Source organism: Streptomyces adelaidensis (assembly GCF_016598475.1).
In the GTDB taxonomy this organism is placed as follows: Bacteria; Actinomycetota; Actinomycetes; order Streptomycetales; family Streptomycetaceae; genus Streptomyces; species Streptomyces adelaidensis.
The window spans coordinates 36,719-58,312 of sequence record NZ_JAEMUX010000055.1 but is presented as its reverse complement, the minus strand read 5'-3'; the positions used below and the strand labels follow the sequence as shown (position 1 = coordinate 58,312).

The 21,594-nt window shown below is 71.0% G+C and carries 23 protein-coding genes and 1 pseudogene; 11 read left to right on the top strand and 13 right to left on the bottom strand.

Annotated elements, in window-relative coordinates; all coding sequences use genetic code 11:
• The first annotated feature begins 76 nt into the window (after nucleotides 1–76).
• The gene (locus I8N67_RS27570; protein ID WP_200306667.1) at nucleotides 77–304 is read left to right on the top strand and encodes a hypothetical protein; all 228 of its coding nucleotides are present in this window, start codon (nucleotides 77–79) and stop codon (nucleotides 302–304) included.
• 38 nt (nucleotides 305–342) lie between these two features.
• On the opposite strand, the gene I8N67_RS27565 is transcribed toward I8N67_RS27570, so the two are convergent.
• Both I8N67_RS27565 and I8N67_RS27560 read right to left on the bottom strand, forming a co-directional pair.
• Nucleotides 343–858, bottom strand: coding sequence for an HAD domain-containing protein (locus I8N67_RS27565; protein WP_200306665.1), 516 nt, complete (start codon nucleotides 856–858; stop codon nucleotides 343–345).
• 60 nt (nucleotides 859–918) lie between these two features.
• Nucleotides 919–1,179, bottom strand: a pseudogene (locus I8N67_RS27560) (transposase); the annotation flags it as partial.
• A gap of 110 nt (nucleotides 1,180–1,289) precedes the next feature.
• On the opposite strand from I8N67_RS27560, the gene I8N67_RS27555 reads away from it, so the two are divergent.
• Complete coding sequence (locus I8N67_RS27555) at nucleotides 1,290–1,634, top strand: hypothetical protein (protein WP_200306663.1); 345 nt, start codon at nucleotides 1,290–1,292, stop codon at nucleotides 1,632–1,634.
• Between the two features lie 45 nt (nucleotides 1,635–1,679).
• Complete coding sequence (locus tag I8N67_RS42980) at nucleotides 1,680–2,093, top strand: DUF6221 family protein (protein WP_307835390.1); 414 nt, start codon at nucleotides 1,680–1,682, stop codon at nucleotides 2,091–2,093.
• 568 nt (nucleotides 2,094–2,661) lie between these two features.
• On the opposite strand, the gene I8N67_RS44335 is transcribed toward I8N67_RS42980, so the two are convergent.
• Nucleotides 2,662–2,862: a recombinase family protein gene (locus I8N67_RS44335; RefSeq protein WP_200306659.1), complete on the bottom strand. Its 201-nt coding sequence runs from the start codon at nucleotides 2,860–2,862 to the stop codon at nucleotides 2,662–2,664.
• 38 nt (nucleotides 2,863–2,900) lie between these two features.
• Between I8N67_RS44335 and I8N67_RS44330 the strand changes: the two genes are divergently transcribed.
• On the top strand, nucleotides 2,901–3,080 hold the full coding sequence (locus I8N67_RS44330; protein WP_200306657.1) for a hypothetical protein: 180 nt from the start codon (nucleotides 2,901–2,903) through the stop codon (nucleotides 3,078–3,080).
• Nucleotides 3,081–3,131: 51 nt separating this feature from the next.
• Here the strand turns inward: I8N67_RS44330 and I8N67_RS27535 are convergent, their stop codons facing one another.
• Nucleotides 3,132–3,554 carry a hypothetical protein gene (locus I8N67_RS27535; protein ID WP_200306655.1) on the bottom strand — a complete coding sequence of 141 codons (423 nt, stop codon included), beginning with the start codon at nucleotides 3,552–3,554 and terminating at the stop codon, nucleotides 3,132–3,134.
• A gap of 5 nt (nucleotides 3,555–3,559) precedes the next feature.
• Between I8N67_RS27535 and I8N67_RS27530 the strand changes: the two genes are divergently transcribed.
• The gene (locus I8N67_RS27530) at nucleotides 3,560–4,231 is read left to right on the top strand and encodes a dihydrofolate reductase family protein (RefSeq protein ID WP_200306653.1); all 672 of its coding nucleotides are present in this window, start codon (nucleotides 3,560–3,562) and stop codon (nucleotides 4,229–4,231) included.
• Here I8N67_RS27530 and I8N67_RS27525 read toward each other — a convergent pair.
• Nucleotides 4,228–6,207, bottom strand: coding sequence for a HelD family protein (locus I8N67_RS27525; protein WP_234046387.1), 1,980 nt, complete (start codon nucleotides 6,205–6,207; stop codon nucleotides 4,228–4,230). The genes I8N67_RS27530 and I8N67_RS27525 overlap by 4 nt on opposite strands.
• 408 nt (nucleotides 6,208–6,615) lie before the next feature.
• On the opposite strand from I8N67_RS27525, the gene I8N67_RS27520 reads away from it, so the two are divergent.
• Nucleotides 6,616–6,810, top strand: coding sequence for a hypothetical protein (locus tag I8N67_RS27520; protein ID WP_200306651.1), 195 nt, complete (start codon nucleotides 6,616–6,618; stop codon nucleotides 6,808–6,810).
• 157 nt (nucleotides 6,811–6,967) lie between these two features.
• Here the strand turns inward: I8N67_RS27520 and I8N67_RS27515 are convergent, their stop codons facing one another.
• Nucleotides 6,968–8,608: a DNA repair helicase XPB gene (locus I8N67_RS27515; protein ID WP_200306649.1), complete on the bottom strand. Its 1,641-nt coding sequence runs from the start codon at nucleotides 8,606–8,608 to the stop codon at nucleotides 6,968–6,970.
• Between the two features lie 27 nt (nucleotides 8,609–8,635).
• Between I8N67_RS27515 and I8N67_RS27510 the strand changes: the two genes are divergently transcribed.
• The gene (locus I8N67_RS27510) at nucleotides 8,636–8,941 is read left to right on the top strand and encodes a recombinase family protein (protein WP_307835389.1); all 306 of its coding nucleotides are present in this window, start codon (nucleotides 8,636–8,638) and stop codon (nucleotides 8,939–8,941) included.
• Nucleotides 8,942–9,464: 523 nt separating this feature from the next.
• Here I8N67_RS27510 and I8N67_RS44325 read toward each other — a convergent pair.
• Together I8N67_RS44325 and I8N67_RS27500 are read right to left on the bottom strand one after the other, a co-directional pair.
• Nucleotides 9,465–9,767 carry a DUF397 domain-containing protein gene (locus I8N67_RS44325; protein WP_200306683.1) on the bottom strand — a complete coding sequence of 101 codons (303 nt, stop codon included), beginning with the start codon at nucleotides 9,765–9,767 and terminating at the stop codon, nucleotides 9,465–9,467.
• Nucleotides 9,760–12,228 (bottom strand): SpoIIE family protein phosphatase, encoded by a 2,469-nt coding sequence (locus I8N67_RS27500; RefSeq protein ID WP_200306645.1) that lies wholly within the window; start codon nucleotides 12,226–12,228, stop codon nucleotides 9,760–9,762. Before I8N67_RS27500 ends, I8N67_RS44325 begins: the two co-directional genes overlap by 8 nt.
• 537 nt (nucleotides 12,229–12,765) lie before the next feature.
• Between I8N67_RS27500 and istB the strand changes: the two genes are divergently transcribed.
• Nucleotides 12,766–14,160 carry an IS21-like element helper ATPase IstB gene (gene istB / locus I8N67_RS27495; protein WP_307835388.1) on the top strand — a complete coding sequence of 465 codons (1,395 nt, stop codon included), beginning with the start codon at nucleotides 12,766–12,768 and terminating at the stop codon, nucleotides 14,158–14,160.
• Here the strand turns inward: istB and I8N67_RS27490 are convergent.
• Nucleotides 14,144–14,314 carry a hypothetical protein gene (locus I8N67_RS27490; RefSeq protein ID WP_200306643.1) on the bottom strand — a complete coding sequence of 57 codons (171 nt, stop codon included), beginning with the start codon at nucleotides 14,312–14,314 and terminating at the stop codon, nucleotides 14,144–14,146. The two genes, istB and I8N67_RS27490, sit on opposite strands and share 17 nt — an antisense overlap.
• A 189-nt stretch (nucleotides 14,315–14,503) precedes the next feature.
• Nucleotides 14,504–17,086 (bottom strand): helicase C-terminal domain-containing protein, encoded by a 2,583-nt coding sequence (locus I8N67_RS27485; RefSeq protein WP_200306641.1) that lies wholly within the window; start codon nucleotides 17,084–17,086, stop codon nucleotides 14,504–14,506.
• A 284-nt stretch (nucleotides 17,087–17,370) separates the two neighbouring features.
• Here I8N67_RS27485 and I8N67_RS27480 point away from each other — a divergent pair, with 284 nt between their 5' ends.
• Complete coding sequence (locus I8N67_RS27480) at nucleotides 17,371–18,327, top strand: hypothetical protein (RefSeq protein WP_200306639.1); 957 nt, start codon at nucleotides 17,371–17,373, stop codon at nucleotides 18,325–18,327.
• 203 nt (nucleotides 18,328–18,530) lie between these two features.
• A complete protein-coding gene (locus I8N67_RS27475; protein ID WP_234046374.1) occupies nucleotides 18,531–19,148 on the top strand; it encodes an HAD family hydrolase in 618 nt (205 codons plus the stop codon).
• Here I8N67_RS27475 and I8N67_RS27470 read toward each other — a convergent pair.
• The gene (locus I8N67_RS27470; protein ID WP_200306635.1) at nucleotides 19,145–19,396 is read right to left on the bottom strand and encodes a hypothetical protein; all 252 of its coding nucleotides are present in this window, start codon (nucleotides 19,394–19,396) and stop codon (nucleotides 19,145–19,147) included. The two genes, I8N67_RS27475 and I8N67_RS27470, sit on opposite strands and share 4 nt — an antisense overlap.
• A 182-nt stretch (nucleotides 19,397–19,578) precedes the next feature.
• On the opposite strand from I8N67_RS27470, the gene I8N67_RS44320 reads away from it, so the two are divergent.
• The gene (locus I8N67_RS44320; RefSeq protein ID WP_200306633.1) at nucleotides 19,579–19,962 is read left to right on the top strand and encodes a cold-shock protein; all 384 of its coding nucleotides are present in this window, start codon (nucleotides 19,579–19,581) and stop codon (nucleotides 19,960–19,962) included.
• 17 nt (nucleotides 19,963–19,979) lie between these two features.
• On the opposite strand, the gene I8N67_RS27460 is transcribed toward I8N67_RS44320, so the two are convergent.
• Nucleotides 19,980–20,840, bottom strand: coding sequence for a 1,4-dihydroxy-6-naphtoate synthase (locus tag I8N67_RS27460; RefSeq protein WP_200306631.1), 861 nt, complete (start codon nucleotides 20,838–20,840; stop codon nucleotides 19,980–19,982).
• On the bottom strand, nucleotides 20,827–21,540 hold the full coding sequence (locus I8N67_RS27455; protein ID WP_307835387.1) for a futalosine hydrolase: 714 nt from the start codon (nucleotides 21,538–21,540) through the stop codon (nucleotides 20,827–20,829). The genes I8N67_RS27460 and I8N67_RS27455 overlap by 14 nt, the downstream gene beginning before the upstream one ends.
• Nucleotides 21,541–21,594 lie beyond the last annotated feature (54 nt).

Genomic DNA, 21,594 nt, shown 5'->3' with positions numbered 1-21,594 from the left:
GTTTTCACTCTATTCGGCAGAAGGGCGGCAGGGTGCCGGTGATACTGACCATTCGAAACAGAGGTGAGGGGGACCAGTGGCCAAAGAGCCTGCACCGAAGCATCTGACGATCACTATCGACTTCGATCTTCAGACCGAGGGATCGACCGTTCACTATCAGCGAGCCCGAGCGGCCTACGAGGCAGCCGTGGAAGCGGCAGTTCGCGAGGCTAAGAGGGTACTGCCGCCCGACAGCATCAAGGGCATCACCAGCGAAATCGATTGGTCCTACCGCTGGACGCGCGAGCGGAATGTGCAGTTCTGACGGCCCGATCTGGTGGAGTAATTGTCAAATCCTGTGGATCAAGATGCTGCTGAGACGTCCTTTAGCCAGCCGTCGAGCGTGCTGAGGTCGGATTCAGTGAGGCCGATTGCGGAATCGACGCGGTGGAGCAGGGCCTGCCCCCGGTGCTGTGCCGCCACCCACGCTCGATCGAGGTCGCTGATCTCGTCGTCGACCCAGAGGAAGGGGCGGCCGGCCGCGGTCTCGACCAAGGTCCGCGTCTTCCAGTGCAGCACGCCGGTGTCGTCCTCCTCCGGCGCGTCCGGCAGGTCCGCCACTGGCAGTTCCGGCAGGCCGAGCAGTGGGGCTATCACCTCGTTGGCGTCGTGCATCCACGCAGTGGCCCACATCAGGTCACAGGACAACGCCAGCAGCCGCGGGCCGTGCCCGGCGACGACCTTGGCCAGCTGTGGGTTGGACGGGTGCTGCCACTGGCCCCATTGCTCGAGGGTTGACGGCAGCTGTGCTCCGCCGTAGGGCAGGAGCGTTCCGTCGACGTCCAGGAAGAGCAGTGGGCGCTGCGCGGGACCGGTCATGACGACACGGTATCGGCCCGGCCCGCGGCATCAGTTGGTGGCTCAGGCTGCGGCTGTCTTCTCGATTCGCTTGTCATTGACGCGCGGGGCTTTGACCTCGACCGTCCCGGCGGCGGTAGTGACGTTGCGTGGCTGGTGGTAGCCGTTGCGGACCACCAGACGCCGGCCAATGTCGTCGCGCTGGTCGGCCAACTCGGCTATGTAGGTGTTGACTTCGGCTTCCAGCGCGGTGGCCAGCATCCGTCGGGCGCCCTCGCGGACGATCTCGTCGATCAGGGAACCGTTCGGCGTGGAGCCGTCTTCGTTGACTACGCTGAGCACGGGCGTGCCTCCCGGCCGGCGCTGCGAACGCCGGTCTACTCGGTGACCATCAGTCGATCACTCGGGAAGGTACGCCCTTCACCTGCCAACCCGAGGCCGATCCACAGGCCTTGAGCATTGCTCGCGATGACGAGCTGGAGATGTACGACCACCTGGTGGCCGAGGCCAAGGACGCCGGACCGGTGCCGGACAGCCCGGAGGAGATCGTGGAGACCCACGTGGTCGCTACGGCCATGCAGGCCCAGCCGGCCCCCAAGGATTCTGTGAGCGTGGAGAAGCTCGCGGCCATGCGGGCCCGGATCGCTCAGGGCTCCCCCTCGCGTCCTGAGCCGAAGCCCGCTCGCGAGGTCGGTCCGCTGGACCCCGAGACGGCCGAACGCTGGAAGATCTCCGGCCAGGACCGCCGCATGTACGTAACGCTGTACGGCGCCCTCCCGGCGGAGCTGACGGCGTGACCCCCGAGGATCGTCAGGATGCCCTGGAATGCGTGGGTTGGGTGAATGATGGCCTCATCGCATACCGACAAGGGGGCAGTGATGGGGCAAGTCGACTTCGCGGACTTGATGGATTTCCTGGAGGCTCGTATTGCTGAGGACGAGGCGGCGGCCAAGGCGCTGAAGCCCGGCAAGAACGAGAGCATGACTCGGCTGCGGGGCCGGGTACTTGCCGACGCTGAGGCGAAGCGCAGGCTCATGGACTGGGTGGAGGAGATGCCACGGAGGGCGGCGGTCAGCGAGGGGCGCTCCCGCTGGCAGGTGTACGGCGGGGAGTTCTATGGCGACCAGTCGCGGCGCCTCCGCAGCCCGGTGATCCTTGAACTCGTCGCGGCGTACGCCGACCACCCCGACTTCCAGCCTGAGTGGAAGTGGCTCGTGGGCGAGCCCAAGGAGACCGCAACGCCTGAGGGCGTTTGAGACGCGGGCCAGACGGCCTTGCCGACGATGACGCCCTTATGGTCCTTGCGGCCTGAGATACGGCCCGACCTCAGCAGGGTTCGCATGGCCTGGTACGTGAAGAAGCCGCCGGTGCTGGTCCGGATGTCCTTCTCGACGGAGTCCAGGACGAGGGAGTACAACGTCTCCCCTCCCAGAGCCCGGTCCGCCCACTCCTCAACGTACTTGGCCTCGACCGCGTTGAGACGGTCCTCGATGGTCTTCCGGCGCGGGCCGGTGCCCTCGTATAAACGGTCGTAGCCGAAGGGCCGGTGGCCGGAGTCGTGGATCTTCCCGGCCTCCACCAGCTCCTGGACCTTGCTCAGGATGCGCTTCTGGCGGTGCTCCACCTCGCGCTTGGCCACGGCCACCTGGATGCGGGCCAGCATCCGGCCGTCAGGGGTCGACAGGTCGACGGTGCTGGACTGGACGGTTCGGAGTTTCACGTCCAGCTCGGGGGAGCCCAGGAGGTCCATTAGGTCCTCCAGTCCCGAGGCTGTCGGTACAGGCGGTCCGGGTGCCAGGCCACCACCGCGTCGATGTGGCCGCTCTACCTGTCGGCCAGCATCCGGTGGTAGCCCTTGCGCTTCTTCCGGCGGTTGGTCGCCGACATGTCGTTGTCGTCGTACATCTCGACGACGGTCCAGCCGAGCTGGGTGATGAGAGCGCGGTAGTCCTTCTCCTGGCGCTTGACGCCGAGTCCGGCTCCCTCGCGGTCGTCGGAGATGCGGATCCTGGCGGAGGTCTTCACGGGGTCAAGAGTAGAGAAGTAGACACGCTCCAAGGAAGGTGTGGCACGACCGCTACGCCCACCACGGCCGCGTCGCCCGCACCCCCGACAGCACCCTCGACCCGGAGTCGCTGGCCGCCCTCGCTGCCGACTGCCCCGGCCGGGTCGTCGCCATCGAGGCGGTTCGGACGGCGCACGGTCCACGACTGGTTCGTGGAGCTGCTTGCCCTGACGACTGACCCGTCGGGGGAACACCGGCTGGCCACCATCCATGGGAAGAGGGCCGAGCGCTACCTCGGTGAGGAGGGGGACCGGACCGGGGGCCACCCGTCGGCCGTGGCCGCCGACCGCTGTGGCAGAGCCCTAGCCGCCCGCCTCTCGGTCCCCTTCCACTTCGCGTGCCCCGACACCCCGGACGAGCTGGCCAGGTGGACCGGCTGATCCGGTCCGAGCAGGTTCGGCAGCGCCCCGTAGGGCGCGGGGAACTGCGCGACCAGCCACGACGACGCCGCGGACGATCGACGGCACATGTGGGCCCGCGAGGCGACTCCGTCGAGTAGGGCGACCTCCATCCGGGTGGCCGTCAGTGCCTGGGCGACGGCGGTGGCGTCGCGGGAGTAGGCCGCGCGTGGCGTGGCCGCCATCATCTCCCTCATGACCGAGCCGACGGAGCCGATCCGGCGAAGCTCGACCAGCGAATGAAAGGGAGTCACCAGCCATGTCACTCGCCCGCGTCCACAACTTCTCCGTCTCGCTCGACGGCTTCGGCACCGGTGAGGGCCAGAGCCGCGACGCGCCGTTCGGCCACGCCGGTGAAGAGCTGCACGAATGGATGTTCGCCACCCGGTGGTGGAACGAGGCGACCGGCGGAGCCGGCGGGACCGCCGGCCTCGACGACGCCTTCGCACGGCAGTTCAAACCGGGGATCGGCGCGGAGATCATGGGTGCCGGGAAGTTCGGCTATCCCGGATGGCACGAGGACCCGGAGTGGAAGGGGTGGTGGGGGCCCAACCCGCCCTTCCACACACCGGCCTTCATCCTCACCCATCACCCCCGCCCGTCGATCGAGATGGAGGACGGCACGACGTTCCACTTCCTCGACGCCTCGCCCGCCGAGGCGCTGGAGGCGGCCCGCGAGGCCGGGGACGGCCAGGACGTACGCATCGGCGGAGGGGTCACCGTGATCCGTGACTTCTTCGCCGCCGGGCTCATCGACCACATGCACGTCGTGGTGGTCCCCGTCCTGCTCGGCCGAGGCGTACGCCTCTGGGACGGAATGGAGGGCCTGGAGAAGGACTACGAGGTCGAGGCCGTCTCCTCGCCCAGCGGGGTCACGCATCTGACGTTCACCCGCGCCGGTCTGCCCACCAAGCCCCAGACGAGGCCCTAGACGATGCCCTGGACGAGCTGTGGCGGCAGCGGCGCCGCGTGGGTCACGATCAGGCCCGAGACCGCGCGGGTGAGCGCCACGTACAGGCGGCGCAGGCCGGTCCGTTCGTCCGGCTCGCCGTCGACGACGGCCTGCGGCTCGTCCAGGACGACGTAGTCGTACTCAAGGCCCTTGGCGAGCGACGCCGGTACGAGGGTGAGGCGGGTCTCGTACGTCGTCTCCTCGCCCGGCGCGAGATAGCCGATGCCGGCCGCCGTGAGTGCCTCGGCGAGGGCGGGGACGCGGGCGTCGGCGGCGATGAGCCCGGTCGAGCCCTCGTTGCGGAGCAACTCCTCGCAGGCGGCGATGACGTGGGCGTCGGCGGTGCTCGGCCGTACGTCGAAGAAGCCGGGGTTCTCGCGGACCGACGCGACCGGGGTCAGGCCGGGCGCGATGTGGGGGAGGAGGCGGGAGGCGTAGGTGATGACGTCGGTCGGGACGCGGAAACCGGCGGTCAGCTCCTCCACGTGGGCCTCCGCCTTGCCGAGGTGCGTCAGGGCCTCCTGCCAGCTCCTCGTCGCCCAGGGCGTCGTGCCCTGCGCGAGGTCGCCGAGGACGGTCGCGGAACCGGTGGTGCAGCGGCGGCCGACCGCCCGGTACTGCATGGGGGACAGGTCCTGCGCCTCGTCGAGGACGACATGCCCGAGGGAGTGCGTGCGCTGCACGAGGTCGGTGGTCTCGTCGATCAGCACGGCGTCGGCGGCCGACCACCTGGCCGCCTTCACGCTCCGCGCGGGCTTCGCCCACAGGATCGTCTTCTGCTCGTCGTCGGTGAGGATCCCGTCCGCGTGTACGGCGAGGAAGTCCGCGTCGGAGAGCAGGCGCAGGACGAGCTTGGCGGGCTCGACGGGCGGCCACATCGCCTTGACGGCCGCCTTCACGGCGGGGTTGCGGGCCACCGCGTCCTGCACCCGGTCGTCCGGCGCCTCCCCGGACCGTTCCATCTGCACCAGCACGGCGTGCGCGATCCGCTGCGGCAGCGCCTCACGGGCGGCGCCGTAGCGGATCTCCCGGTCCAGCAACTCCCGCACGATGCCCTCCAGTTCGTACGCCGGTACGCGCCAGCGACGCGACCCCCGTACGACCATGACGGGCTCGGTGGGGAGGGTGACGTGCGAGCGGACGGCCCGGCGGAGCACCTCCGCCAGCCGGGCGTCGCCCTTGACGACGGCGGCCGGAGCCTCGTCCGCGCCCCGCACCTCGACATGGCCGACGAGGTCGTCGACGGTCGCCTGCTTGACCTCCAACTCGCCCAGAGCCGGAAGCACTTGCTCGATGTAGTGGAGGAAGGAGCGGTTCGGGCCGATGACGAGGGTGCCGGTGCGGGCGAGGCGGTCGCGGTGGGCGTAGAGGAGGTAGGCGACGCGGTGGAGGCCGACGGCGGTCTTTCCGGTGCCGGGCCCGCCCTGCACGCAGAGGCTGCCGGAGAGGTCGGAGCGGACGATCTCGTCCTGCTCCGGCTGGATCGTCGCCACGATGTCCCGCATCGGGCCGACGCGCGGGCGCTCGATCTCCTGCTGGAGCAGCTTGCTGGTGCCCGCGGTCTCGACGGTGGGGTCGCAGAGATGCTCGTCCTCGTACGCGGTGAGGTCGCCGCCGGTGTATCCGAAGCGGCGCCGGAGACCGACGTCGAGCGGGTCCTTCTTGGAGGCCCGGTAGAAGGGCTGGGAGACGGGGGCGCGCCAGTCGATGACCATGGGGTCGCCGTCGGCGTCGTGGACGTGCCGGCGCCCGATGTAGAACCGCTCCCCCTCCGCTCCCTCCGCCCGGTCGGCGCCGGGCGCGTGCAGATAGTCGAGGCGGCCGAAGAAGAGCGGGGTGTGGCTCAGGTCGGCCAGCGCTTTGATCCGCTCCCCGATCTGGCGGGCGAGAACCTCCGCGTTCACCCAGTTCGCGGTGACGTCCCTGATGTCCAGCGCCTCGGCGTCCTCCCGCATGGCACGGAGAGCGGAACGGGAGGCGCTGAGGTGGGAACGCTCGCGGGAGAGCGGGTCAGCGGGGTCAGCGGGGTCGGTGGGGTCGGTGGGGTCGGCGATCTCGGACAAGGGGGTGCCTCCGGTGACCTACTGGGTCCAGGGGTTCGGCCTGGTGGGGGGGCCTACCGGTTTCCGTCCGGGCGGCGGCGCTCCACGGACGGGAGGCGGGCAAGAGCGGAGAGTTTAGGCGACGTGAGGGGGCGGAGGCCAACGGATTTCTCACGGGCTTCCACCGCGTTCGGCGTACCCCTAGGGGGTCTGTACTGCGCGGGTATTAGGGGTGGGCGGGACCTGAGAGGGAGTCGGCGGCTCAGCGGGTTCACTCCGCAGACCGACGTAATCCAAAGGCGGAAGTTCCACTATGGATACATGAGTGCAGCGACCTTCATCCCAGCCTCGGCCGCCGGCCGATCCGGTCCGCCGCCCGGCGCCACCGGTCTCGACCACCACAACCACCACCGCCTCGCCGACGCCCTCCGCGCCGTCAAGGTCTTCGCGAGCGCCGCGTTCGGCGTGATCGTCCTCGGCGAGTACGCGGAGGAAGCGGGCATACGCCACCGGTGAGACCCCGCTCGCGCACGTGACGCCGGCTTGCCCGACGCCTGCCCGCGCGCGCAGCCTCCCGCGCGCCGCTACGGGGCACTCACCCCTGCTCGCCGCCTCTCCCCGCGTCCGCGTCGTCGAAGAATCCCAGCGGGCGCCCCGCGCCGTGACCCGTCCCTCAGCCCTCCGACAGCAGTTCGTCCGCGTCCATGATCCGGTAGGCGTAGCCCTGTTCGGCGAGGAAGCGTTGGCGGTGGGCGGCGAAGTCCTGGTCGATGGTGTCGCGGGCGACGACGGAGTAGAAGTGGGCCTGGTGGCCGTCGGCCTTGGGGCGCAGGACGCGGCCGAGGCGCTGGGCCTCCTCCTGGCGCGAGCCGAAGGTGCCGGAGACCTGGATGGCGACCGTGGCCTCGGGGAGGTCGATGGAGAAGTTGGCGACCTTGGAGACGACGAGGACGTTGATCTCGCCCTCGCGGAACGCGCCGAAGAGCTTCTCGCGCTGCGCGTTGCTGGTCTCGCCCTTGATGACCGGCGCGTTCAGGTGGGCGCCGAGTTCGTCGAGCTGGTCGATGTACTGGCCGATGACGAGGATCTGCTGGCCCGCGAAGCGGCGGACGATCGCCTCGGCCACCTTCCGCTTGGTCGCGGTGGTCGAGCAGAAGCGGTACTTCTCCTCCTGCTCGGCGGTGGCGTAGGCGAGCCGCTCGGCGTCGGTCAGGTTCACCCGGACCTCGACGCAGTCGGCGGGCGCGATGTAGCCCTGCGCCTCGATCTCCTTCCAGGGCGCGTCGAACCGCTTGGGACCGATGAGGGAGAACACGTCCGACTCGCGGCCGTCCTCCCGGACGAGCGTCGCCGTCAGACCCAGCCGCCGCCGCGCCTGGAGATCGGCGGTGAACTTGAAGACCGGCGCGGGCAGCAGATGCACCTCGTCGTAGAGGATCAGACCCCAGTCACGGGAGTCGAACAGCTCCAGGTGCGGATAGACACCCTTGCGCCGCGTCGTCAGCACCTGGTACGTGGCGATGGTGACCGGGCGGATCTCCTTGCGCGTACCGCTGTACTCGCCGATCTCCTCCTCGGTCAGCGACGTCCGCTTCACCAGCTCGTGCTTCCACTGCCGCGCGGAGACGGTGTTCGTGACGAGGATGAGCGTCGTGGACTTCGCCTGGGCCATGGACCCGGCGCCCACGAGGGTCTTGCCCGCGCCACAGGGGAGGACGACCACCCCGCTCCCGCCGTGCCAGAAGTTCTCCACCGCCTGCTTCTGGTACGGCCGCAGCGCCCAGCCGTCCTCGCGCAGCTCGATCGGGTGTGCCTCGCCGTCGACATACCCGGCGAGATCCTCGGCGGGCCAGCCCAGCTTGAGCAGCGTCTGCTTGATCTGCCCGCGCTCGGAGGGGTGCACGGCGACGGTGTCGGGGTCGATCCGGGCGCCGACGAGCGGGGCGACCCGCTTGGAGCGCAAAATCTCCTCCAGCACCGGGCGGTCGGTGGTGGTGAGGACGAGCCCGTGGACCGGATGCTTGGACAGGGTGAGGCGGCCGTACCGGTCCATCGTCTCGGCGATGTCGACCAGCAGCGCGTGCGGCACGGGATACCGGCTGTACTCCACCAGCGCGTCCACGACCTGCTCGGCGTCGTGCCCGGCGGCCCGCGCGTTCCACAGGCCGAGCGGCGTCACCCGGTAGGTGTGGATGTGCTCGGGGGCCCGCTCAAGCTCGGCGAACGGCGCGATGACGCGACGGCACTCGTCCGCCCGCTCGTGGTCGACCTCCAGGAGCAGGGTCTTGTCGGACTGGACGATTAGGCAGGACACACATACCTCCGGAGATAAGGTCGTCTCATGACAGAAACAACGCCTGTCACAGCACGGGCTATGCCCCGTGCCCGACGCCGGAAGGGCGTCCCGGCCGGCGCGCCGGGGATGCGCGCCGCCATCTATGTTCGCCTATCGCGCGAGACCGACGAAACAACTTCTCCCGAACGCCAGCGCGCGGCATGTGAGGCGTTGTGCGAGGTACGTGGCTGGGACGTCGTAGCCGTCGAGGAGGACATCGATGTCTCGGGGTTCTCCCGGGGCCTGGACCGGCCGGGACCACAGCGCATTCTGACCAGGCCGGCAGAGCTGGACGTGATCGTCTTCTTCTAGAGCACGTCTGGACGTCGTCCACGAGCACAATGGGGACGCCCCCGAAGTTGTCCTCCGGGTAGGCGAGGGCAGCCATGGTCTGGGCGCTGGCGGGGGCGGCGCTGGCGGGCGCGGCGACGGCGAGGCCGAGCGCCGCCGTGATGGCGGCGATCACGGACGCCGGCCGGATCGTTTGTGACATAGCGATTCGTTTCCCTTCGTGGGTCCGAGGCCGTTGCGCCGTGGGGGACTTCGGGCGCATATATCTACGGCCGTTTCGGTTGATTCGACGTAACGCCGAGGTTTCGTAGATCGCTACGCTTTGTGCCGGTTCGGATACGTTATGTCCGGTTCCGCCGGGGTCATATGCCCGGCGATCACGCCCCGTCCCAGGTCGGGTGTTCGAACGCGACCGGTATCGGCTGATCTTGGCCACTTCGGGCGGGGGTTTTCGGCCACGTCGGGCGTTCCGTGCCGCCGGTATATGGCAGCGCCCCCGCTCCGATGTGGCAGCGGGGGCGCGTGTGTCATGCGGGTTGACGTATCAGGCGTCGAACCGACCCTCTTGGATGTCGGTGATGAGCCCGAGCCATACGGGGCCGGGGAAGTTCAGCCGTGGCCCGTCAGGGTCCTTGCTGTCGCGAACGTATACGACGTTGGGCGCGGATTCGGCTATCTCCGCGCACGCGCCGTTGTCGCCGCTGTAAACGGGTGGGAGGCTGAGGGAGTGCGTACGGGCTACGTTTCGGGGACGGGCAGCCGCTCTCTGTGGGGGTCGCTCACCAGGGGGCAGGTGGCGAGGGGGGCTTCCCGGGGGCTTCCCAGGGAAAGCCCCCGTATCAAGCATGGTGAAGCTGGTCAAAGGGCTGGCCCGGGAGGGTCTGTTCCGCCCAGATGGTTTTGCCCTCGGTGGTCTGGCGGGTGCCCCAGGCGGCTGTGAGCTGGGCAACCAGGAGCAGGCCACGGCCGCCTTCGTCGTAGGTGTGGGCGCGGCGCATGTGGGGGGCGGTGCCACTGGCGTCGGAGACTTCGCAAATGAGGTTTCGGTCGTGGATCAGACGCAGTTGTATGGGGGATTCCGCGTATCGGATGGCGTTGGTGACAAGTTCGCTGACGACCAGTTCGGTGACGAAGTCGACGTCCTCCAGTCCCCAGGCCGACAGTTGGGCATGGGCGTCCTTTCGGGCCTGGGCGACGGCGGCCGGGTCAGTGGGTATTTCCCAGGTGGCGACCCTGTCGGTGTCCAGCACTTTGGTGCGGGCGAGGAGCAGGGCGATGTCGTCGGAGGGACGGGCGGGCAGCAGGGCGGCCAGTACGGCGTCGCACAGGTCGTCCAGCCGGGCGGGCGTTTGGGCGATGGTTTGGCAGAACAGGGACAGGCTGGCGTCGATGTCCCGTTCGCGGGATTCGATCAGCCCGTCGGTGTAGAGGGCGAGGAGGCTGCCCTCGGGCAGTTCGATGTCGGTCGCCTCGAAGGGGAGCCCGCCCAGTCCCAGCGGGGGGCCGACGGGGAGATCGAGCAGCTTTACGGTGCCGTCGGGGGTGACCAGGGCGGGTGCCGGGTGCCCGGCCAGGGCGATCGTGCAGTGGCGGGACACCGGGTCGTACACGGCATACAGGCAGGTCGCGCCGACGTCTCCGGTGCTCTCGGCTCCGGGGTCCGGCGGCGGGGCTTCGTCCTGTTGGGCGGACAGACGGGCGACGAGGTCGTCGAGGTGGGTGAGCAGTTCGTCGGGGGGCAGGTCGATGTCGGCGAGGGTGAGCACAGCGGTGCGCAGTCGCCCCATGGTGGCGGAGGCGTGGATGCCGTGGCCGACGACATCGCCGACGACGAGCGCAACCCTGGCGCCGGACAGCGGGATGACGTCGAACCAGTCCCCGCCCACGCCCGGCCGGGCGCCTGCCGGCAGGTAGCGGGAGGCGACCTCCACTGCGGCCTGCGCCGGCAGTGCCTGGGGCAGCAGGCTGCGCTGCAGGGTGACCGCGGTGGCGCGTTCACGGGTGTAGCGCCGGGCGTTGTCGATGCAGACCGCCGCTCTGGAGGCCAGTTCCTCGGCCAGCACCAGGTCGTCCTGGCGGAACACCTCCGGATGCCGGTGGCGGACGAAGACCACGACGCCCAGGGTGGCGCCGCGGGCGGTCAGGGGCACGGTCATCGCCGAGTGCATGCCGAAGTCGCGGACCGCGGCGGCCCGGCCCCGATCGCGGGCCGTCCATTCGGTGATCGCGGGGTCGGTCGCGTGGTACAGCAGCGCACGTCCCGACCTGAGACTCTCGATCGGCGGCGAACCATCCGGATAGCTGTCCACCTGGCCCGGGGCGACGACCGCCTCGGGGGTTCCCGGGTTCACCGACCGGTGGGCGGCGCGTTGCAGTGAGACCGGGCCGCGCGGCGTGCCCTGGGGCGGCTCCTGCGCGTCGTCGAAGGAAAGGAGTAGATCGACGCTGACGAAGTCGGCGAATTCAGGGACGGCCACGTCCGCCAGTTCCTGAGCCGTCCGCGTCACGTCCAGGGTGCTGCCGATCCGCGTACTGGCCTCCGCGAGCAGCGCCAGCCGCTTACGAGCCCAGTACTGGTCGGTTATGTCGTGACCGGCCATACCCAGGCCTCGGACACGGCCGTCCTCGTCCTTCAGCAGGGTGGCGAAGATCGACCAGGCGTGCTCACGGCCCTCGCCGGGGGCCCTCGCATAGACCTCCATGGTCTGCGACTCACCGGTCTCGAGCGCCCGCAGCATCAACCGCTCCATCCTGACCATCTCCGGAGCGTCCAAGTACTCCGACGGCCGCAGCCCGCGGATGTCGTCCTCGGTGAGGACCAAGGCGCGCTGCCAGACCTCGTTGGCCCGGAGCAGGCGCAGCCCGGTGTCGTACAACCCCATGTGGCAGCCCGAAGCGTGCTCGTGGTGCAGACTCGCGAGAGCGTCGTCCTCGGGCTCAGGTCGCAACCCCGTCAGCGCGGAGACCAGCAACCATTCTCCGGGCCGCCCGCCGTCCGGCGCCCGTTTGTGTGCCAGGACCCTGACCTCCAAGCAGTGGCGGTCGCGGTGCCGGAGAGCGACCCTCCCGTTCCACCTGGGCAGGCGCGCGAGGGACCGCAGTTCCTCCTCATCGATCTCCTCGGCCAGCAGACCAGCCGCTGAGCGTCCCACCATCTGCATGGGCGAGTACCCGAGCAACTTCTCGGCCCCCGCGTTCCACGCTGTCACGATGCCGTGTTCGTCGACGGTGACCTGTGCACTGAGCGCCTCGTCGAGGACGTTCTCGGACGCCCCCAGTACCCGGTCGCCGGCTCTGCGTCGCGCCATTGATGCTCATCTCCTACGGAGATCTTCACCGCCTTCAGCGTGTGGTGGCCAGACTCGCGCACCCAGCAGTTCGCGGCTGTACGTTCGCATTATGACCTCGTGATCGGCCGGACTCATCCGCTGACCTCAACGGTACGCTGCCCATTCCCACCCGGCCGCGACAACGCCCGGCGTCGCGGAATCCGCGGCGGCCAGGTCGATCACAACGAGTGCCGCAAGCGTCTGACGACCGGCCCAGCCGGGCGGCCGACTCCCGTCCGGTCCCGCGGGGTTTTTGCCGTCGACCGGGGAGAACGGGGACTACGAGGCCGGGGTCCCTGCGGGGATCGTACGAGTGAGTGGACCATTCACGCGCGACACCCTTTCGCTGCGGCCAAACGGTGCGGCCAAACGACCAGTCTGCCTCATCGCTCCGCCGCCCCGCCCGGCCCCGTCCGCGAGACCCTTCCCCTCTTGCCAGTGTTATTGGATGTCTATTCATTCCCATGAGTGGCGGGAATTCAGATTTGTGGCAACGGTTCCGAAGAATGGCCAACCGTGCAGCCACCTATCCCGGCCGACCCAGCCGATCCCGTGACTCCGTCCGCCTCCCCCCAGGGCACGACACTCGGCTACGCCCTGTTCGCCACCCGATGGCTCCAGGCGCCGCTGTACTTCGGTCTGGTCGCGGCCCAGGGGGTGTACGTCTACAAGTTCTTCAACGAGCTGTGGACGTTAATCCTCCGGTGCGTGGGCGGGAACGCCAGCGAGACCTACGTCATGCTCGCGGTGCTCAAGCTGGTCGATGTCGTCATGATCGCCAACCTGCTGATCATGACGATCGTCGGCGGCTACGAGACCTTCGTCTCCCGCATCGGCCTCCAGGGCCACCGTGACCAGCCCGAATGGCTCTCGCACGTCAACTCCAACGTCCTGAAGGTCAAGCTCGCCACCGCCATCGTGGGCATCTCCTCCGTCCACCTGCTCCAGATGTTCGTGGACGTCCACCACACCTCCCACCACGCCCTGCTGTGGGGCACGGTGATCCACATGGCCTTCATCGCCTCGGCGGTGCTCCTGGCGTACATGTCGGGGCCGATGCTGCGGGAGGACAAGGCACACGGACCGCACCACCACGGCCCGCTCAGGGCCCCGGAGAACCCCGTGGGCTGCCCGACGACGCCGCGGGCACCGGCGACGCCATCGGAACCGGCGCCGGCCGAGCCGCGCCCCCCGGCCCCCGTCGTCCCGCGCACCGCCCCGCTGCCGATTCCGGCCCAGGCCACGTCGTACGAGAACTACGAGACCCGGTTCACGCAGGGCGGGGCGGGGCTCGTGCAGTACGAGACCCGGCGCGGGCAGCGGTACGGGGACGGGGTGGGCGTCGAGGGGCGGGTACGGGCGGCCGGGTTTCCGGCCCGGAAGCTGCTGGAGGAGTTCGACGAGGGGTACCCGCGCTCCTTCGACCGGCGGCTGATGGCCCGGCTCGGCACGCTGGAGTTCGTCGCCTCCGCGCGGAACGTGGTGTTCGTCGGGGCGCCCGGTACCGGCAAGACGCATCTGGCGATCGGGCTCGGTGTACGGGCCTGCCAGGCCGGGCACCGCGTGTTGTTCGCGACCGCGATGGAGTGGGCGGCGCGGCTGGCCGGAGCGCGGGCAGACGGCAGGCTCGCCGAGGAACTGGCCGCGCTCGACGCCTGCCCCCTGCTGATCGTCGACGAGGTCGGCTATCTGCCCTTCGACACCGACACCGCCCGGCTCTTCTTCCAGCTCGTCGCCCACCGCTACGAGCGGGCCTCGCTGATCGTGACCAGCGACCGCCCGCTCGGCCGCTGGGAGGAGATCTTCGGCGGGGCCGCCCCGGCGATGGTCGACCGCCTCGCGCACCACGCCGAGATCGTCCGGCTCGAAGGGGACAGCTACCGGCTGCGCCGCGCTACTTCAGCAAACTGACGTTCTGGACCAACGGCCCCTCCACGCTCAGGCCCTCGCCCACCAGCGTGCCGAGTTCGGGGAGGGGCAGGGGGTTCGCCGCTGCCGGAGAGGCGAGCACACCCACCAGGGCGACGGCGGCTACGGCGGAGAGAAGCGTGGTGATGGGGCGCATGTGTACGGGTGGGCCTTTCGAGCGCAGGAGTCGATCTCGATCGGACACAGGGTGGCTGCCCCGCGGCCCACGCCACGATGCGCGCGCCCCCTCGGTACCGCTCATCGGGGGGAAAAGACCGGATGGCCTGCATGAACTCCCGCATACGCCCGAACGAGTGACGTCCGAGCAGCGACTTGATCAACTTGATCAGATCGAGTCGTCCGCCAGCTCCGCGACGCCGGTGATCCGGTGCAGGGGGAACGTCCGTACCTCGTCCGCCGTGTGGTCGTACGCCGTGACGAAACCGCCCTCGACGCGGACCGGGGCGATGACGCGCTGGCTGGCGGAGCCCTCGGCGTTGACGTAGCCGATCCACAGGGCCTCGCCGGTGAGGACGGCGGCCTGCATGGTGGCGAGGGTCTCGGCGGAGCCGGTGCGGGGCAGGGCGCCGGACGGCGCCGGGCCGGCCGGTGTCTTCAGGGGCGTCGTCGAGGCCAGGTCACCGGCGCGGATCGCGCGGATCGCGGCGCCCAGCAGGGTGTCGTCCGGGGCCGGGGGACCGTCCGGGACGGGTTCCGGGGCCGTACGGGGCGGGGTGCGGTGGGCGTGCGCCCGGGTGATCAGCACGTCGCCCTCGGCGGACTCGGCGGCCGGCGCGTAGCCCATCGCGCGCAGCCCGTCGAGCAGCGCCGCCGGGTCCGCCTGGGCGGCGAGCACGGTCGGCGCCAGCCGCCGCAGCCCGAGCCCCAGCGACCGCTTGTCGGCGAGGATCTCGCTGAGCATCGCGTCGTCGTCGCAGCGCACATACGCCGACGCGGCGCCGATCCGCAGATGCCCATGGCGCCGGGCCACGTCGTCGATCAGATACGCGAGCGGCTGCGGGACCGGCGTGCGGGCGTGGGCGGTCAGGAAGTCGTGCAGGTCGGAGGCGGTCTGCCCCGCGTCGAGCGCCCGGCGCACGGACCCCGGCGTGAACCGGTACACCGTCGCGCCACCCTTCGATTCCACGTCCGCCAGTACGCCCAGCATGTCGGCCAGCGGCCGCCTCAGCGGGCCCGGTGCGACGGCCGTCAGATCCGCCTGGAGCAGGACGTGGTCCAGCGGCTCGGGAAGGAGCGGCGCGAGCAGCCGGGCGGCGTGGGAGGCGGCCGCGGCCTGCTCCAGGACCGGGTCGGGGGAAGGGACGTGGTGCGGCGGCGGGGTGTGGTGGGCGGGGAGTCTGTCGCCGGGGGTCCGGGGCAGCGGGTGGCGGCTGTCGGCGGGCGCCTCGTGGGGCAGGCCGAGGAGCGCGCGGCCCTGCGAGGAGAGGGCCCCGCGCCCGGTGATGCCGAGCGTCTCGGCCTCGGAGAGGGTCCAGCGGGCGAGGCGGGCCCGCAGGTCGTCGGAGTGCGGAGGGTGCTGCTGGCCACGGGTGGGGCGTTCCCAGTGCAGCCGGGCCAGTACGGAGTCGGGGGCGGCCGAGGTGCCCTCGGGGAGGCCGGCGAGCAGGGCGAGGACCCGGTGGCGTACCTCGGGCGCGGCCGAACGGTCCAGGCCCGGGCCCAGCGCCGACAACGTCCGCTCCTTGGCGTCCCGTTCGCCGATCACGCCCGGCGTACGGGTCGCCGTCAGCCAGGCCGTGGCGATGCGCGCCCAGCGCTCGGCGGGGGGCAGTTCCAGCCACTCGTCGTACGCGGGGGTCGCCGCGTAGCGTTCGTCGGCCTCGCCGTCCGACGCCAACAGGCCCGCTGCGTAGCAGAGTTCGATCCAGAAGGCGGCGGCAGGCTCGGGCAGGTCGAGGGCCACGGCGGTCCGCTTCAGGTCCCGCACACTGAGTCCGCCCGCGCGGAGCACGGCCGGACCGCCCTCGTCCCAGTCCTTCAGCAGCTCCTCGACGGTCGACAGCGAGGTGTACGCCTGGCCGGCCGCCGTCGCGTCCACCACCTGTGGAGCGTGGACGGCCGCCGTCTCCACGGGCGGCGGTACGGGCTCGACCCGCCGGTGCGCGCGGCCCGCCCGCAGATGCAGGGCCACCTCGCGCGGGATGACCACCGTGCCGGGGGCGGTGGGCAGCAGCAGCCCCCGGTCCAGGAGCCAGCGCAGATGGGCCGCCGGATTGGCCGTGACCTGGCCGTACGGCGGGCCCCACACCAGCCGGCTCAGGACGTCGAGCGACTCGGCGGGCGCGGTGGCGAGGAGGGCGGCCATGCGGCGGCGGTCACCGAACAGGCCGCTCAGCGCGGTCACGGCGGAGACCGAGTCGTGCGTGCTCGCCAGGCCCGCCTCCGCGACGATCTCCTGCACCCGCCCCGGCGACATACCCGCCGTGGCCTCCGCGACCGTCGGGCCGAGACCCGTGGGGGAGGGGTGCTGCGGGGAGGGGGCGAGCAGCTCGCGGGCCGTGCGGACGAGCCGGAGGCGGGCCTCCGGGCCCCAGACGAGGGCCTGTTCGCGCAGCGTGCCCAGCGCGTGCGGCAGCGCGGCGGCGACGGCCGGGTCCGCCTCGTCGCCGGCCAGCAGCCCCGCGAGTTCGTCGTACGACGCCGGGTCGGCCGCCACGGCCAGCGCCTGCGCCGTCTGCAGGGCGAACCGGTCCAGACGCTCCAGCGCCCGTACGACCGACGCGCGCGTCCCCGCGCGCGTCGCCAGCTGCGTCAGGTCCGTGGGCACCGGGGTGATGAGATCCGGGCGCGCCCGCAGCAGCGCGGCGAGCGAACGGTCGTCCCGCCCGCGCAGGGCCTCCGCCAGCGAACGGGGGGCTCCGCCGGTGGGCTGCGCCGCCTCCGTGGGGGTGTGCTCCTCGGTGCTCATCCGGCCAACGGTAGCGGAGGGGCTCCGCCGGGCTGGGGCGGCTCATGGCCCGGGGGTGCGTGGTGTTTGGCGGGTGCGGGTTCGGTGGGGGTTGCTCGCGCGGTTCCCCGCGCCCCTTTGGCGCCCAGGGGGTGGAGGGTGCTTGTTGTTCGGCGGGTGCGGGTTGGGGGTGGTTGCTCGCGCAGTTCCCCGCGCCCCTGAAAAGCGGGGGCTGCGCCCCGTGCTTTTCGCTTTCGGGCGCGCGGTACGGTCGGAGGAGCAGGCGCCGACCCCGGAGGGGCTTCGTGGGGATTGAGAGCGACCAGGTCGTCTACGAGTACTTGAGCCGGGTCGGAGATGTGGCCCAGCAGCGGCAGTTGCCGTCGGGCACGCGGATGCGGCTCGTGTCGGGGCTGCGGGACGAGATCGACCGGCGGCGGGCGAAGACCCCGGTGGACAGCCCGGCCGCCGTACGCCGCATCATCGCCCGCCTCGGCACCCCGGACGAGGTCGTCGAGGCCGCGGGCGCCCCCGGTGACGTACCGGAGCCGCCGGCCGCCGCCGTGCCGGTGCAGCGGCCGCGGCGGATCGTCCCCCGGCCGCGGCCCGCCGAGGCGGCGCCCCCGGTGCCGGAGGGTGCGGCGCCGCCGCATCTCGCTCCGCTGCACGAGCTGGGGGAGGGCGACGAGCAGCCCGACTGGTGGCGGGTCGGCGGGGGTGTGCCCGGCGGCGGTGACATCGGGTTCGGGATCGGGGATGCCGTGCCGGGGTTCGTCGGGGGTGTGGAGATTCCCGACCTGCTCAAGGCGCCGCCGGTGAAGGAGGAGGTCGTGGAGCGGGCGGCGCCCGTGGCCGAGGCGGCCCAGGTGGAGGAGGACGCGCCTCGGCGGCGCCTGCGCCTGCCGCGGCTGCGGGGCGGTGGTGAGGGGTGGAGCAATCCGCTGCTGGTGCTGGCGGCCGGGTTGCTGGTGGTGGGGGCGGTCATCGGGAGTCTGGTGCCGTTGGGGCTCGGGTGGTTGATCGCCTATCTGTCGCGGCGGTTGACTCCGTCGGAGTCCAAGTGGGCGGTGCTGGGGCTTCCCGGGGTGGTGGCGGGTGGGGGGATCGTCTGGTTGTGGGGGCGTACGGATGGGCGGTGGGGCGATCCCGTTGCCCAGGGGCACATGAGTGACGCGCTCGCCGACACCTGGCCGTGGGTGCTTCGCGCCGCCGCCGTCTCGTCCGCGCTGTACCTGCTCTGGCGCTCCCAGCGCCCCCGCTGACCGGCGTCCTTTCCTCGCCCCGTTTTCGGCTGCGGGTGCGTGGGGAGCGAAAAGCACGGGGCGCAGCCCCTGCTTTTCAGGGGCGCGGGGTACTGCGCGGCCAGCCCCCACGCACCCGCACTCGCCACCCCCCCCCGAACCCCCCCGAACCCCCCCACTGACCCCCCGCCCCAGCCGCGCAGCGAATCGGCACAATGGGGGACATGACTTCTCGTGTACTCACCGTCGGGTTCGATCTCGACATGACGTTGATCGACTCGCGGCCGGGGATCCACGCCTGTTACGAGGCGCTGGCGGCGCGGACGGGGACGTACATAGACGCCGATCTGGCGATCACCCGGCTGGGGCCGCCGCTGGCGGACGAGTTGGTGAACTGGTTCCCGGCGGCGGACGTCCCCGCGATGGCGGACCTCTACCGCGAGATGTACCCGGCGATCGCGATCGCCGCGACCCCCGCGATGCCTGGCGCGCCGGAGGCGATCGCCGCGGTCCGGGCGGCCGGCGGGCGGGCGATCGTGGTCACCGCCAAGTACGAGCCGAACGCCAAGCTGCACCTGGAACACCTCGGCATGGAGCCCGACGCGGTCATCGGCGACCTGTGGGCCGAGGCCAAGGCGGAGGCGCTGCGCGAGCACGGCGCGAGCGTGTACGTCGGCGACCACACCGGCGACGTACGCGGCGCCCGCACAGCGCGGGCGTACTCGGTCGCCGTCGCCACCGGCCCCTGCGACGAGCGGGAGCTGACAGAGGCGGGCGCCGATGTCGTACTCACGGACCTGACCGCCTTCCCGGCGTGGCTGACGGCCCACCAGCAGCGCTAAGGACGAACCTCACCCGCCCTCCTGCGGCCCGCGGCCACGGACTGGAGTACTCCAGCGCCGGCGATGAGAAATCCGACGCCCATGAGCATGCTCAAGGCGAACATGTAGGTGGGGAACGGGTCCGTTCCGAGGAACAGCGGGGCCACCGTGACCAGAGTGGCCACGGCGCCGACGAAGAAGACGATGGCACCGGCACGGATCAGCCGGTCACCGGGTTCGGCGGAATTCGGTTGGGTTTTGTCACGCACCCGACCAGGGTAGTTCCCAGCGCGAGGGAACAGTCGGCCGACGTCTTGTCACCCGCTCCAAGGCCATTAGCCTTGGTACCGGCGGGTCCGACGACCCGCTGCAGTGCTGTCCAGAGCAGTTCGCGCACGCCCAGAACACCTTTCAGACGCAGTTTCCGACGAGTACGAGGACGAGGACAGACGTGCCTACCGGCAAGGTCAAATGGTTCAACAGTGAGAAGGGCTTCGGCTTTCTCTCCCGTGACGACGGCGGTGACGTCTTCGTCCACTCCTCCGTACTGCCCGCCGGTGTCGACACCTTGAAGCCGGGACAGAAGGTCGAGTTCGGCGTCGTCGCCGGTCAGCGTGGCGACCAGGCCCTCTCCGTGACGATTCTGGAGCCGGCCCCCTCGGTCGCCGCCGCCCAGCGGAAGAAGCCCGACGAGCTGGCCTCGATCGTGCAGGATCTGACGACACTGCTGGAGAACATCACGCCGATGCTGGAGCGGGGCCGCTATCCCGACCGTGTCGCGGGCGGGAAGATCGCGGGTCTGCTCCGCGCCGTGGCCGACCAGTTGGACGTGTAGCCGGCCACGAAATTCCGTTACGGGAAATCGAGCGCGTTCGGGCCGAGGGGCGGTACGAGCCCCTCGGCCGCCGCGCGTGTGAGGAGGCCCCGGACCGCCGCGTAGCCGTCCTCGCCCAGGTCCGCCGTGAACTCGTTGACGTACAGGCCGATGTGCTGGTCGGCGACGGCCGGGTCCATCTCCTGGGCGTGTTCGAGGACGTACGGGCGGGACGCGGCGGGGTCGTCCCAGGCCGCGCGGACCGACGTACGGATCGTCTCGGCGAGCAGCGTCAGCGTCTCCGCGCCCAGTGAGCGCTTCGCGATGATCGCGCCCAGCGGGATCGGCAGACCCGTCGTGTCCTCCCAGTGCTCGCCCATGTCGGCGAGCTTGTGGAGGCCGTAGTTCTGGTACGTGAAGCGGGCCTCGTGGATGACGAGGCCGGCGTCGACCCACCCGTCCCGCACCGCCGGCATGATCTCGTGGAACGGCAGCACCACGATCTTCCCGACCCCGCCGGGCAGCGTGTCCGCCGCCCACAGGCGGAAGAGGAGATACGCCGTAGACCGCTCGCTCGGCACGGCCACCGCGGCGCCGGTGAGGTCCGTGCCGGGCTCCCGCGTCAGCACCAGCGGACCGCAGCCCCGGCCCAGCGCGCCGCCGCAGGGCAGCAGCGCGTACTCGTCGAGGACGTACGGCAGCACGGCGTACGACACCTTCAGTACGTCGAGGTCGCCGCGCTCGGCCATGCCGTTGGTGATGTCGATGTCCGCGAACGTCACGTCGAGCGGGGGGCCGCCGGGGATCCGGCCGTGGGCCCAGGCGTCGAAGACGAAGGTGTCGTTGGGGCAGGGCGAGTACGCCATCCGCAGCTCGCCGTGCGGCTTATCGGAGCTCATATGGATCCCAACTCTCCAGTACGGGCGGCAATTTCCCGAAGGCCTCGGTGAGTGCGTCCAGCGCGTCGCCGATGCGCCAGGCCGCGCGGTCGCGGGGGCCGACGGGGTTGGACACGGCGCGCAGTTCGAGGACGGGCGTGCGGTGCGCGGCGGCGGCCTCGGCGACCCCGAAGCCCTCCATCGCCTCGGCCAGGGCGCGCGGGTGGCGGGTGCGGAGCGCGGCGGCGCGTGCCGCGCTGCCGGTCACCGTCGACACGGTCAGTACGGTGCCGGTGCGGGCGCCGGTCGCGGCCGCGACGGCGCGCATGAGGGACTCCGGCGGGTGGTGGGTGACGGTGCCGAAGCCCAGGTCGGTGACCGGGAGGAAACCGTCGGGGGTCTCGGCGCCCAGATCGGCGGCCGTGATCTCGTCGGCGAGGACCAGCGAGCCGAGGGGCGCCTCGGGCTGGAAGCCGCCCGCGATCCCGGTGGAGACCACCAGGTCGTACGGTCTGCCGTCGAGGGCCGCGGCGGTCAGCGCGGCGGCGGTGGAGGCGGCGGCGAGGGCGGGGCCCACACCGGCGGCGAGGAGGTCGTGGACCTGACCCTGACCGGGGGTGTGGAAGCGGTCGAGGGTCCCCGTCGGGAGCCGGACGCCGGTGCCTGGGCCCACGAACGCCCGTGCCACCGCGTCCCGTTCGGCGGGGACCGCGGTGGCCACGAGGATGCGCGGGGGCGAGGGCGCCCGATCGGGATCAGGCGTCGGGGCGGGGCT